This window comes from Nocardioides sp. JCM 18998 (assembly GCF_055391535.1).
This window is the reverse complement of sequence record NZ_AP043886.1, coordinates 3,603,335-3,616,788: the sequence shown is the minus strand read 5'-3', so window position 1 is coordinate 3,616,788 and position 13,454 is coordinate 3,603,335. Positions and strand designations below refer to the sequence as shown.

9 protein-coding genes and 1 pseudogene are annotated in these 13,454 nt (G+C 70.9%); 3 read left to right on the top strand and 7 right to left on the bottom strand.

The genetic code is table 11. The features are described from left to right. Position 1: 1 nt before the first annotated feature. The 6 genes from ACZ5L9_RS17020 to ACZ5L9_RS16995 form a co-directional block, all read right to left on the bottom strand. Positions 2-355, bottom strand: coding sequence for a UBP-type zinc finger domain-containing protein (locus tag ACZ5L9_RS17020; RefSeq protein ID WP_464529840.1), 354 nt, complete (start codon positions 353-355; stop codon positions 2-4). Between the two features lie 164 nt (positions 356-519). Then, positions 520-2,655 (bottom strand): catalase, encoded by a 2,136-nt coding sequence (locus ACZ5L9_RS17015; RefSeq protein WP_464529838.1) that lies wholly within the window; start codon positions 2,653-2,655, stop codon positions 520-522. A 122-nt stretch (positions 2,656-2,777) separates the two neighbouring features. Then, on the bottom strand, positions 2,778-4,247 hold the full coding sequence (cls, locus tag ACZ5L9_RS17010) for a cardiolipin synthase (protein ID WP_464529836.1): 1,470 nt from the start codon (positions 4,245-4,247) through the stop codon (positions 2,778-2,780). Positions 4,248-4,319: 72 nt separating this feature from the next. Beyond that, complete coding sequence (locus tag ACZ5L9_RS17005; RefSeq protein WP_464529834.1) at positions 4,320-5,216, bottom strand: hypothetical protein; 897 nt, start codon at positions 5,214-5,216, stop codon at positions 4,320-4,322. Positions 5,217-5,277: 61 nt separating this feature from the next. Further along, positions 5,278-5,598: an SHOCT domain-containing protein gene (locus ACZ5L9_RS17000; protein WP_464529831.1), complete on the bottom strand. Its 321-nt coding sequence runs from the start codon at positions 5,596-5,598 to the stop codon at positions 5,278-5,280. Positions 5,599-5,617: 19 nt separating this feature from the next. Further along, positions 5,618-6,049, bottom strand: a complete 432-nt coding sequence (locus ACZ5L9_RS16995; protein ID WP_464529829.1) for a hypothetical protein — start codon at positions 6,047-6,049, stop codon at positions 5,618-5,620. Between the two features lie 475 nt (positions 6,050-6,524). Between ACZ5L9_RS16995 and ACZ5L9_RS16990 the strand changes: the two genes are divergently transcribed. Then, the gene (locus tag ACZ5L9_RS16990) at positions 6,525-9,209 is read left to right on the top strand and encodes a helix-turn-helix transcriptional regulator (protein WP_464529827.1); all 2,685 of its coding nucleotides are present in this window, start codon (positions 6,525-6,527) and stop codon (positions 9,207-9,209) included. Between the two features lie 23 nt (positions 9,210-9,232). Here ACZ5L9_RS16990 and ACZ5L9_RS16985 read toward each other — a convergent pair whose 3' ends face one another. Continuing rightward, a complete protein-coding gene (locus ACZ5L9_RS16985) occupies positions 9,233-10,924 on the bottom strand; it encodes a SulP family inorganic anion transporter (protein WP_464529825.1) in 1,692 nt (563 codons plus the stop codon). Positions 10,925-11,083: 159 nt separating this feature from the next. Between ACZ5L9_RS16985 and ACZ5L9_RS16980 the strand changes: the two are divergent. Both ACZ5L9_RS16980 and ACZ5L9_RS16975 read left to right on the top strand, forming a co-directional pair. After that, positions 11,084-11,488: pseudogene (locus ACZ5L9_RS16980) on the top strand (sulfatase-like hydrolase/transferase); the annotation flags it as partial. Positions 11,489-11,517: 29 nt separating this feature from the next. Further along, positions 11,518-13,434 carry a sulfatase-like hydrolase/transferase gene (locus tag ACZ5L9_RS16975; RefSeq protein WP_464529823.1) on the top strand — a complete coding sequence of 639 codons (1,917 nt, stop codon included), beginning with the start codon at positions 11,518-11,520 and terminating at the stop codon, positions 13,432-13,434. Positions 13,435-13,454: the final 20 nt, after the last annotated feature.

Below are 13,454 nucleotides of genomic sequence, written 5' to 3'. Positions count from 1 at the left end.
TTCAGAGATGCAGGTGCTGGCGCCAGTCCGCCGGCACCCGGTCGGGTGGTGCCGGCACGTGCTGGTGCTCGGGACGGTGGAGCGGCGCGGCCAGGTCCGGTGGCGGTCCGTCGACGTACTGCTCGGTGCGGTAGTCCCAGAACCATGCCGGCTCCGGCTCGAACGTCGTCATGACCGGGTGACCGGTGCGGGTGTAGTGCGCGGTGGCGTGCTGCATGGGGGAGGTGTCGCAGCACCCGACCTGACCGCACTCGACGCACCGGCGCAGGTGGAACCACCAGGTTCCGCTCTCCAGGCAGTCGGCGCAGCCGATCCCGCTCGGCGGTGGTGCGATGCTCGAGCTGTTGTCCGTCACCCAGTCAGCGTCGCCCCCGGGTGCCGGTGCGCGCATCACTGATATGGCGTAGCCGAACCGACCTGCTGCGCCCCACGGTCGACGCATGACCGTGGGGCGCAGGACTGGGTTCCGGACTCGGCGCCGGACTGAGTACCGGACTGAGTACCGGACTGGGTGCCGGGTCAGGTGCGGTCCCAGGCGCGGTGTCCGGCCAGCAGCCCGGCCACCTCGGCGAGAACGCCGTCGCCGGCCTCACCCACGACGACCCCGGGTGCGGTGGCGTCCACTCCCGCCGCCTCGAGTGCCTCGGTGCCGTCGCCCCAGGCGCCGATCGCCTTGGCCTGGCGGAAGGCCTCGGTGAGCAGCAGCCCCACCTTCGGGTCGGATGCGTGCGCGCCGATACCGGAGGCGAGCAGGACCGCGTCGTACTCGATCGAGCGGGCGGTGTCGAAGGAGCGCTGCAGTGGCGTCCCGTCCGGCAGCGTCCCCCCGGTAGGACCGATCAGCAGCGGCACCATGCCGGCGTCGAAGATGGCCGTACGGATCGCGGCGATCTCGTCGACCGGACAGTCCGGGCAGGTCACGACCCCCACCACCCGGCCGTCGACCGGCCACGACCCACCGATCATCGTGAGCGCCGCGCTCGGCTCGGGCGACGACAGCGGCTCGCTCGCCTCCGGCGCCGGCAGCCCGAGCCGCTCGGCGACGCGCGAGCAGAGCTCCGGGTCGATGTTCGCGAGGCACTGGAGCTGCCGCTCGCGGATCACCGTCTCGTAGCACTTGGCCAGCTCGAAGGCGTACGCGCTCACGATGTGATCCTGCTCGAGCGGCGTCATGGAGAGCCAGAACAGCCGTGCCTGGCTGAAGTGATCGTCGAAGGACGCCGCCTGCTCGCGGCTCTTCGGCCCGGCCGCGACCTGCACGGGCGCCTCGATGAACGCGTGGTCGTCGGTGCCCGAGGCGTGGAACGGGCAGCCGCCGTCGACGGAGTTCGGCCGGTACGGCGCGATGCCGCGATGGACAGCGTCCTGGTGGAACCCGTCTCGGAGCATGTCGTTGACCGGCGCATGGGGCCGGTTGATCGGGATCTGGTTGAAGTTCGGCCCACCGAGCCGGGTCAGCTGGGTGTCGATGTAGGAGAACAGCCGCGCCTGCAGGAGCGCGTCGTTGGTGACGTCGATGCCGCGGACCAGGTTGCCCGGGTGGAAGGCGACCTGCTCGGTCTCGGCGAAGTAGTTCGACGGGTTCCGGTTGAGCACCAGCCTGCCGATCGGCTGCACCGGTGCCAGCTCCTCGGGCACGAACTTCGTCGGGTCGAGCAGGTCGATCCCCTCGAACATCTGGTCCTCGGTGTCGGGGAAGACCTGCACGCCCAGCTCCCACTCCGGGTAGGCGCCGGACTCGATGGCGTCGGCCAGGTCGCGCCGGTGGAAGTCGGGATCGAAGCCACAGGTCATCTGGGCCTCCTCCCACACCTGGGCGTGGACCCCGAGCCGCGGCTTCCAGTGGAACTTCACCAACGACGTCTCACCGGCGGCGTTGAGCAGCCGGAAGGTGTGGACGCCGAAGCCCTCCATCATCCGCAGCGAGCGCGGGATGCCGCGATCGGACATGTTCCACAGCGTGTGTGCCTGCGCCTCGGTGTGCAGGGAGACGAAGTCCCAGAAGGTGTCGTGGGCGGACTGGGCCTGCGGGATCTCCCGATCCGGGTGCGGCTTGGCGGCGTGCACGACGTCGGGGAACTTGATCCCGTCCTGGATGAAGAAGACCGGGATGTTGTTGCCGACCAGGTCGAAGATCCCCTCGTCGGTGTAGAACTTCGTCGCGAAGCCGCGGGTGTCACGCACGGTGTCGGCCGACCCACGGGATCCGAGCACGGTGGAGAACCGGGTGAAGACCGGCGTCTCGACGTCCTTCTCCAGGAACGCCGCGCAGGTGATCTCGGCGGCGGTGCCGTAGCCGACGAAGACGCCGTGGGCGCCGACTCCGCGGGCGTGGACCGCGCGCTCCGGGATCCGCTCGTGGTCGAAGTGGGTGATCTTCTCGCGCAGGTGGTGGTCCTGCAGCAGCGTCGGACCGCGGGACCCGGCCTTGAGGGAGTGGTCGGTGTCGCGTACTCGTGCGCCCACCGAGGTGGTCAGGAACTCGCCCTGCTGGGCGTTGACGGCCTGGTCCGGGTTGGCCTCCGCTCCACTGGCCGTACGGACGTCCGGTCCGGTCTGGTCGGGCTTCGGCGGCAGCGGGCCGCGCGGGGTGGTGGGCTCCTCGAGCGAGGGTGTCTCGGTTCCGGGCGCGCCCGGGATGGTCTGGTCAGTCATGCGAAGCCTCCGTGTGTGGCCGAGTGTGTCGCCGAGTGCGTGGCCGGCGGGTGTCGCCGGCGTGCGTCGTGGACGGGCCCTTGTGCGTTACCCAACGACACATCCGCCACACGGGGGCGGGGTCACTGCAGCGCCGCGGTCAGACGCATCACGTTGTCGACGTACGCCGCCCCGCGGCTGCGCTGCGCCCAGCGCTCCGGGGTGAGGTCGGTGGAGAGCGAGCGGTAGCGGTCGAGGACGTCGTCGAGCCGATCGACGAGCTGCTCGCTGCGCATCAGCATCATCACCTCGAAGTTCAGCGCGAACGACCGGTAGTCCATGTTGGACGAGCCGACGACGGCGATGTCGTCGTCCACGGTGAAGAACTTCGAGTGCAGCACGTACGGCTTGGGATACAGGTGGATCCGTACGCCTGCCGCGAGCAGCGCCTCGTAGTACGAGCGCTGAGCGTGGAAGACCATGAACTGGTCGGCGCCCTCGTTGACGAACAGCTCGACCTCCACCCCGCGCTGCGCGGCGGTGGTCACCGCATAGAGCAACGACTCGTCCGGGACGAAGTAGGGGCTGACCAGTGCGAGCCTGCGACGCGCGCCGTAGATGAGCGTGTTGAACAGGCGCAGGTTGTTCTCGGTGACGAAGCCGGGCCCGCTCCCGACGACCTGGCAGGCCACGCCGTGGATGCCCTCGTCACCTGCCGCCGCGACGGCGCCCACGATGCTGAGGCTGTCGCGCACGCTCTCCCCGGTCTCCGCGTGCCAGTCGGTGGCGAACAGGACCGCCAGGTCGCGCACGGCCGGTCCCTCGATGCGCAACATCGTCTCGACCCACGTGCGCCCGACCGCGTGGTTCTTCGGCTTGTTGTAGCCGGGCTCGACCAGGTTCTGGGAGCCGGTGAAGCCGACGACGCCGTCCACGATCAGGATCTTGCGATGGTTGCGCAGGTCGGGGCGCCGCAGCTGGGAGGGTCGCAGGCCGACGGGCAGCATCGGCGCCCACTCGATGCTGGTCGTCTCCAGGCGACGGAGCATCTCCTTGTAGCCAGGGATGCCCCGGGATCCGAGCTGGTCGAACAGCAGGCGCACCTGCACGCCGCGCTCGGTGGCCGCGACGAGGGCGTCGAAGAACGGAGCTGTCACCTCGTCCCAGGCGGTGATGTAGAACTCGACGTGCACGAACGCACGGGCCCGCTTCACCGCGTCGCACATCACCGCCACGGTCTCGCCGTACTCCGGGAGCACGCTGACGTGGTTGCGGTCGGTCATCGGCAGCGCCCCGAGCGCCTCGTTGAGCCGGGCGGCACCGGCGACCTCCACATTCGTCTCGAGTCCCGCATCGGGCTGCTGACGCGCGACCGCCATGACCTCCTCGTTGACCTGGCGCTGCCAGCGGCGCCGTCGCCTTCCGACACTGGTGCTGCCGAAGAGCAGGAACGCGACGAGCCCGAGGTAGGGCACGGCCAGGATGAGGATCAGCCAGGCCATGCCGGTCGAGGGCTTGCGTCCGCCCGGGATGACCCCGAGGGCGAGGACGAACACTCCGAGCTGCACCACGACGAGCAGCGCGCCGATCAGCGCCAGCACCCATTCCAGCATGTTGCTCCTCACGCCCTTCCGGTTCAGGGACCGCGTGATGACGCTAGGGATCAGCGTGCGAGCGGGCGTCACTCAAACAGGGTGAGAGGCGAGCGGGTCCGCGTCTTCCGGGAGCGAGGTGAGCTTCATGCTCAGCTTGACGGCCTTGACCGCAGCGACACCGGCGGCATACAGAGTCGTGCCCGCCGAGAGCACCAGGAGCCCGACCAGGTGCAGGTGCGGGGTGCCCAACAGCACGATCCCGATCCGGTCGAGCACGAAGCCCGGCGTCATGGCCACGGCACTCAACGCGCCGCCGGCGATCCACGCACCCACCTGCTGGCGCGGGCCCAGGTGCTCGTGCGCGACGCCGAGCACGCGAGCGGGGATCAGCACCAGGCACGTCAGCATCGCCGAGTACAGGCCGAGGGCCGCCAGCAGCCGTATCTGGGCCGTGCCCAGCTCGGGGATCAGCATCAGCGCCACGCCCAGCAGGCAACCCGCCACGACCCCGGCCGTCGCCAGCCATCTCAGGTGCGCCCGGGCGCCGCGAAGCGCCGGCCTGATCCGCGGCGGGTCCTGGCTGATCGCGAAGCCGAAGACGGCGTTGCAGCAGAAGGCCAGCGTGCTCAGCCCGATCGTCGCACCCAGCGTGGCGACCACCTGCCCGAAGGTGATGTCGTGCACCGACGGGGTCCGCAGCCCGTGGACCTTCAGATCCCACATCGCCAGCCAGACCCACAGCGACGGTACGAGCTCGATCAGCGCGAGGCGCCAGTTCGTGAGCAGCAGCCCGACGCCACGCAGGACGAGGACCAGCGCGCCCGCGGCCCACGCGATCGGCGCGAGGTAGCGACGCGAGGCGCCGAGCCTGCGCACGGTCGTCTCGACCTGCGCCGGGTCCGCGCGCACGATCGCCCGGACGGCGTCCAGCAGCCGCCCGGCGGTCGTACGGGCGCGTGACATGATCCCTCCCGCGCCACCGGCCACGGTCAGCTCCTCGGCGAGGTCCGTACTTCGGTGCGAAGGGGCGCAGAGGCCGGGTCGCCGCTCAGCCGAGCAGCCGGCGCTTGGCTTCGGCGAACTCGCTGTCGCTCAGGATCCCTTGCTCGTGCAGGGCGGCGATCTTCTGCAGCTGATCGCCCAGCGACTCGGTCGCTTCCGGAGCGGGCGGCGGCGCTGCGACCGGGGCAGCCTGCGGCGGCACCTGGGAGGCCTCATAGGCGGCAGCCTCGGCCTGTTGCATCTGACGGCTCTGCTGGCGGCGATTGACCGCGTTGGCGGTCGCCGCGGCGGTGCCGGTGATCACCGCGGTCCGGGCGACGGTGCCCAGCAGGCCGGGGCGGCCAATGCGACGGGGTCCAAGCAACATGGGTGGATTCCTTCCTCGGTCAGCCGGCTGCGGCGATGTCGTTGGCGGCGAAGGCGGCTTCCGCCTCGTCGGGGGTGACGCGTACGTGGAGGCCCACCTCGACGCCGAGATGTTGGAGTCGCTCGGCGGCCCGAGGCGCCCACAACAGCTCGACGACCAGCGCCACTCCGATCTCGTCGGGGCTCAGCGTCTCGGCGAGCAGCGCGAGATCGCCGTCGTTGAGCAGATCGTGCGGATCGATGGCCAGATTGTCGAGCTCGGCCGGCAGCGACTCCTGTGCCTCGAGGTCGAGCACAGCGATCTCACCGTCTGCTGAGCGGGTCAGGAACACGCAGTCCACGAGACGGATCGCGCCGGTGTCCACCGGCTCCCGCAGCGTCGCGACCACCTCCGTCAGCGCCGTCTCAGGTGGTACGACGAGGAAGAACACCTCGATGGGTCCGTGCGACACGTCTGACTCCTTCGCTGGCTCGGTGTGCACCGTGGTGTGGTGCCTTCGTCACGGTAGGTCGGTGCGGGCCGCGGCGCCCTCACCCAGATCAGGGGAGACCGCGCCGCGGCGCGCGGCCTTTGCTGGAGGTGTCGACGTTCGTGTCCCGGCGCGACCCTCACCGCAACGGATGCGCGGGTCGCACCGGTCGCCGGGCGCGGAAGTGCCCGGCCACGGCTCGCCGTCGCCGCCCGACGGCAAAATTTCACCCGGAACGGGTGACGGGAGTGGTGGACGGCCACTTAGTTTGGTCCCTAAGGAACACGCGCCGTCGCCGAACTTGACGTCCGTCCAAGTCCGTCCTCGGTTCGTGAGCAGTTGCGCCCCGGCCGCGGAGGGCATGAGCAGGTCCTCACGCGCTCGGGCAGGGAAGGGCGGCACTGTGGACCGGCATCATGCAACCAGCGGCAAGGGCAGTACACGCTCGATTCGAGCTGTGGAGCGGGTCGGTGAGCCGCCGCGCGGCCACGGCGCGGTCGATGGCCGTACCTGGGCGTCACGGGCCAGCGGGGCCTGCGTCAACGGGCCGCGGCTGCCGCGGGTCTACGTCCCGCGCCGCCGGGTGTGGGAGCGCCTGGATCGGGCGTCCGAGTGCGCCATGACCCTCGTCGTCGCCCCTGCTGGCGCCGGAAAGACCCTCGGCGTGGCCGGCTGGCTCTGCACGACCGATGAGCCCGACGAGTCGCTGCGGCCTCGGTGGGAGCACGCCGACGAGACCTGGGACGCCGCTCGGCTCGTCGAGGTCCTGGACGCGGCCGCGGCGCGACGGGCCGGCCCGGCCGAAGGCGACCAGCGACCGCAGCGCGTCGTGATCGACGACGCCCACCTGCTGCCGGCCGCCTGCCATCGCGTGCTGAGCGACCGGCTCAACGACGACCCCGAGGGGATGCGGCTGGTGCTGCTCAGCCGATGGGACCTTCCGGTCGCGCACCTGGTCCCGGAGCTCCTGGGGCACTTCGCCGTCATCCGTGGCGACGTGCTGAGCCTGGACGATGACGAGGCGCAGGCCCTGATCGTCCCGCATGCTCAGACCGATTCCCCGGAGGTGGTCAGCGCCGTCACGCGGTACGCCCGCGGCTGGTGCGCCGCGGTGGTGCTCGCCTCGCGTGCTGTCGGTTCGAGTCCTGACCCGGTCGCGGCGGCGAGTCGCTGCGCCGAGGGGGAGAGCCGTCTTGGCGATCGCGTCGCGGGCGAGGTGTTCGCCTCGCTCTCGCCGCGCGTGCGTCACCTGCTGCTCAGCCTCTCGGCGGAGAGCTTCGTGACGGCCCGGACGGCGGCACACCTGTCCCACGACCCGACGGCCGGCGACATGCTCGCCGAGCTCGACGGCACGGGCCTGCTGGTCTCCCGCACCCTCACCGACACGCCGCCGGCCGTCGACGGCGACGATGACGACGACGACCACGCGGGCAGGGCGCGGTATCGGCTCCACCCCCTGTTGCAGGAGGTCGTACGACGCCGTCTGGTGAACGACGGAGTCGACGTCGCGGGCGCGCGGGCCACGGTCGTGCGCGCCGTGCTGCTCGACGCGGCGAACGGTGTGACCGCGCGGGGCCTCGAGCGGCTGGTGAACGTGCTGGCCTTCGAGGAGGCTGCGGACTTCCTGGCCGCGCACGGCCTCTCGATGGTCATGCGTGGTGAGGGTGCCGGTCTGGCGACCTTCGTCCGTGATCACCCCGCCCACGTCGAGCGGAACTCCGCGATCTGGTTCCCGCTCGCGATCGAGCGCTGGGTGGCGGGCGACGCGCCTGCGGCCGAGCGGTGGCTGGAGCGCTGTGTGACGCACGGCGCCGACCTGCGCGAGGAGGAGGTGGCCTGCCTGCGGCTGATGCGTGCTCGGCTCGGGCGCGAGCCGCTCCTGCCCGCGATCGGCTTCGCCCGCGAGGTCGTCCTGGCGGAGAAGGCGCGCGAGGTCGGCGCGGAGATCCTGCCGCAGCTGCTGACCGAGCTCGCCATCACCCAGAACTGGCTGGGCGAGCTGCACGAGGCCGAGGTCAACCTGGTCGCGGCCGTCGCCCTCTCCCGGACCCGTGCCCTGCCGGCGCTGCGGGCCGCGGCTCTGAGCCACCTCGCGATGAACCAGTTCATGCTGGGCCGCGAGCGGGCGTGCACCGAGGTCGCTCACCAGGCGTTGGTCGAGCTGGGGGAGGCGCGCGCCTGGGCGCCACGGTTCACCGGGACGCGCCTGCGCCTGGCCTCGAGCCTCGCGCGCGCACTCGACATCCCGTGGGAGCCGGTCCAGTCGTTCCCCGATGCTCCACTGCATCCGGCCGACCTGTGCAGCGCGTTCTGGCTCCGCATCCAGAACGCGCACGCCGCGCTGGTCGGCGGGTCGGTGGCCGAGGGTCGACGTCTCCTGGAGCAGCCCCTCGACCTGCCCGAGGCGTGCAACCTCCCCGATCACCTGCGGGTGGTGTGGCTGGTGGAGCACGCGACCATGGCTGCGTTCGCGGGCGATCGTGACGCCTTGCGGACGATCGCCAACGAGCTCGCGGCCTCGTCCTTCCGTGGGGAGGCAGCGTGGGCGGAGGGCCTGCACGCCGACCTGGGCGGCGACCGACGTCAGGCAGCCGCTCACTTCGAGACGGCGATCGATGACGCCACCTTCGCCCAGCCGGTGGTGCGCGGGATCTCACTGGTGGCCCGCGCGCAGCTCCTCGACGAGCTCGGGGAGAGCGACGAGGCGTACGAGCTGCTCAACCAGGCCGTGATCGAGACCGAGGTCCGCCGCAACGCGGCCCCCTTCCTCGGCTGGATCCGCCAGGGGACGCCGGTGCAGACGATGCTCGCGCACCTGGCCCAGCGCTCCGGCCGGGTGTGGGCCGCCGAGCTCGCCGCGACCATGCAGGAGACCGCGAGTCTGCCGACCTACTTCGACCCGGGCACCGCCACCCCGGGCGAAGCCGTCGACGAGGGCAGCGTCCACGTCCCGGTCCTCAGCGCGCGCGAGCGCGAGGTGCTGCGCCAGCTGGCCCGGGGAGCCACCTACGCCGACATCAGCGCGGCGCTCTTCGTGTCGGAGAACACCGTCAAGACGCACATCAGCAACCTGTACGCCAAGCTCGGCGCCGCCCGCCGCAGCGAGGCGCTGGCGCTGGCGCGCGGGCACCGCCTCATCTAGGCACCGCCTCATCTAGGCACCGCCTAGGTCGGCCGTCGGTCGCCCTCCGGCGCGGTGCGCTCCGTAGGCGCGGTCCGCACGGCGGCGAGGGCGTCCTCGACGGTGCGCTGCACCCTTCCCGCCGCCTCCTGCTCCTGGAACCAGGGGGATCGGCCGAGCACGTCGCGGGTGGCGGGCGGGAGGCCGGCGATCAGCAGCATCGAGCCGGACTGCTCCAGCTCGGCGGCGGTCGAGCGCAGCGCGTCGAGGAACGGCATGGTGACGTCATGGGCCGCGGCGGCCTCGAGGATGACCGCGCGCGGCGGTGCCGCGGCCTCGGCCGCCAAGGCCACGACCGCCTCGGAGGTCGGCTGGGCGTTGCCCGCGTACAGCCCGCCGTCGAGATGCAGGAGCAGCACGCCCGCGTCGGTGGGAACGGTCACCTCGGGGTCGGGGGGCGTCGTGGTCCACCCGCCCTCCGCACGCCGGTAGAGCGGGCGGACCCGCGGCCGGTTCACATACCGGACCACCAGCGCCAAGGTGAGGACGAGCCCGACGGCGACGCCGACGAGCATGCCCCCGCTCAGCCCGATGGCCGCGACGATCAGGGCGATCCACAGCTCGGCCCGATCGATCCGGGCGTAGTCGGCGAAGTCGCGAGGGTCGAGCAGGCCGAGGATGGCCACCATCACCAGCGCCGCCAGGACCGCTCGGGGCAGATCGTCGAGCACCGGCGCGAGCAGCAGCGCGACCAGGAGCGCGAGGACGGCGGTGGCCAGCTGGGCGGCCTGGGTGCGGGCACCGGCGCGCAGGTTCACCGCCGACTGGGACAGCCCGCCCGCCGGCGGGAGCGTCTGGGTCAGGCCGCCGCCGAGAGACGCCAGCCCGACCGCGACGAGCTCCTGGTCGACGTCGATCGCGGGTTCGTCCCGGCGTCGGTTCGTGCGCGCCACCAGGATCGTCTCGAGGAAGGCCATCACCGCGATCGCGAGCGCCGCCGGCAGCAGATCCACCATGTCGCCCACCACGGGGAGCCGCACCTCGGGGAGCCCTCGGGGCACCTTGTCGATCAGCTGCAGCCCGTGGTCCTCCACCGAGGTCAGCGCCACCAGCAGGATGCCGGCGGCGACCACGATCAGGGGCCCGGGCAGCTGGGGTGCGACGCGCCGCAGCACCAGCAGCACGGCGATGCTGGCCGCGCTGACGGCGACGGTCGCCCCGCTGGCGGTGTCGAGCTTCGAGAACACGTCGCCGATCCGCCCGAAGAAGCCGTCGTCGTCCGGATCGGCGGAAACGCCGAGCAACGCGGGGAGCTGGGTGGCGGCGACGGTCAGTCCCACGCCCACCCTGATGCCGCTCAGCGTGGCCGGGGAGATCATCTCCACCAGCGCACCCAGGCGCAGTAGCCGCATCCCGAGCAGGCAGACGCCGACCATGAAGGTCAGCGTCGCGGCCGCGCGCACCTGGTCGCTCGCCGTCGCGATGTCGTCGACGGGCAGCGCCGCGATGCCGGAGGCCACCAGCACCGCGATCGTGGAGGTGGTCGAGACGCTCAACGCCCGAGCCCCACCGAACAGCGCGTAGACGACCATCGGTACCAGACACGTGTACAGACCCACCTGGACCGGAAGTCCGGCGATGGTGGCGTACGCCATCGCCTGCGGGATGACCACGGTGCCCGCGGTGAGGCCGGCAACGACGTCGGTGCGCAGCCAGATCCGTTGGTAGCCGCGCATCGAGGGACACCACCAGGGGGGCTGCTGCTTCGACACGATCCCACCGTCGCCCTGACGGCGGCGGCGAACCTCACCCGGCTCGGGTGAGCAGCGGCTCTCGTCCCGTGGTCAGCGTGGGGGGCGGCACGCGAGCGGGTGTGTGACCGAGGAGGCGACAGCATGGTGCGGGAGTTCGAAGGCAGGATCGAGCTTGACGTCCGTGACTCGCAGGGTGACTGGGAGGCGTTCCTCCCGAGCAAGGCGCCGGCCGGAGCCCCGAACGTGCTCGTCGTCCTGTACGACGACACCGGCCAGGCCGCCTGGTCCCCGTACGGTGGGCGGATCCAGATGCCCACGATGGAGCGCCTGGCGGCCGGCGGGCTGACCTACACCCAGTGGCACACCACCGCGCTCTGCTCGCCGACCCGCTCGACGCTGCTGACCGGGCGCAACCACCACCTCAACGGCTTCGCGTCGATCTCGGAGTCGTCGACCGGCTTCCCGGGCTACTCCTCACACATCCCGCCGTCGAACGCGACCATGGCCGCGGTATTGCGCGAGGCCGGCTGGTCGACGTTCTGGGTCGGCAAGAACCACAACGTTCCGATCGACGAGTGGACGACGGGGCCTCAAAGAGGCGCTGGCCGCTCGGGATGGGCTACGACCAGTTCTACGGCTTCATCGGCGGCGAGACGAACAACTGGTACCCGAGCCTCGCCGAGGGCAACCGCTACATCGACCAGCCCTACCTGCCCGAGGACGGCTACCACCTCTCCAAGGACCTGGCCGACCAGGCGTTGCGGATGATCCGCGACACCAAGCAGACCGAGCCGGACAAGCCCTGGTACCTGTGGTTCTGCCCGGGTGCCAACCACGCTCCGCACCACGCGCCGCAGGAGTACATCGACAGGTACAAGGGCGTCTTCGACGACGGCTACGAGGCCTACCGCGAGTGGGTGCTGCCACGGATGATCCAGCGCGGCATCCTGCCCGAGGGCACGGAGCTCACCCCGCTGAACCCGATGGCCGAGGGCACGTTCACGCCCGGCGACGCCGTACGGCCCTGGGGCGAGCTCAACGGCAAGGAGCGGGCGATGTTCTGCCGGATGGCGGAGGTCTACGCCGGCTTCTCGGAGTACACCGACGCCCAGGTCGGTCGGATCGTCGACTACCTCGAGGAGTCCGGTCAGCTGGAGAACACACTGATCTTCTACTGCGCCGACAACGGCGCCTCGGGTGAGGGCAGCCCGAACGGCTCGGTCAACGAGGGCAAGATCTTCGGCGGATATCCCGACGACCTCGACCAGAACCTGTCGATGGTCGACGAGCTCGGCACCCCGAACACCTACGGTCACTACCCGACAGGCTGGGCGGCGGCGTTCTCCGCGCCGTACCGGATGTTCAAGCGGTACACGTACCAGGGTGGGGTATGCGATCCCTTGGTGGTGCACTGGCCGGCCGGCATCCGGGCGAGCGGGCAGATCCGACACCAGTACCACCACAGCACCGACATCGTGCCGACGATCTACGAGGCGTGCGGCGTGGACTTCCCCGCAGTGTTCGAGGGCATCGCGCAGACTCCGCTCTCGGGCGTCTCGATGGCCTACTCGTTCGACGGCTCGGACGCGGTCGACGCCCCGACGCGCAAGCAGACCCAGTACTACGAGATGTTCGGCCACCGCGGGCTGTGGCACCAGGGCTGGAAGGTCGTCACCGACCACGGCCCCGGCAACGGCACGGGCGGCTTCGACCGGGACCGCTGGCAGCTCTTCCACACCGACGTGGATCGTGCCGAGGCGTACGACGTGGCCGACGAGTTCCCCGAGAAGGTCGAGGAGCTCAGGGCGCTGTGGTTCGACGAGGCGAAGGCCAACAACGTGCTCCCGCTCAACGATCTGCAGATCCTCGGCAACCCGAAGGACTTCGAGGCCTTCGTAGCGATGGAGTTCCACGTCCCGGTGCCACCCAGCGGGCGGTACACCTACTACCCAGGGACCTCGGAGATCCCGGAGCGATCGGCCGCGAACGTGCACGGGGTGTCCTACAAGGCCCTCGCCGAGGTCGACTTCACCCCCGAGACCGAGGGCATCCTGTTCGCACACGGGTCGCGGTTCGGTGGGCACGCGCTCTTCGTCAAGGACGGCAGCCTGGTGTACGCGTACAACTTCCTCGGCATCCCGCCGGAGGACCGGATCTCGGCGCCGGCCCCTACCAGCGGACGCCACGTCGTCGGTGTCGAGTTCGTGAAGGAGGAGATGGGCGCCCACCGCGAGGGGGTCGGCCCGCTGCGTCTGTACGTCGACGACGAACTGGTCACCGAGCAGCGGATCCGGACCGTGCTGGGCCACTTCTCGCTCTGCGGCGAGGGACTGTGCATCGGGTACGACAGCGGCGACGCCGTATCCGGTCTGTACGCCGGGTCCCGCTTCGAGTTCGGCGGCGGGACGCTGCACAAGGTGGTCTTCGACGTTGCCGACGACGCCTACGTCGATGTCGAGGCACACCTCGCCGCCGCGATGGCGCGGGACTGACGCACCGGGCCGGCTGCGCA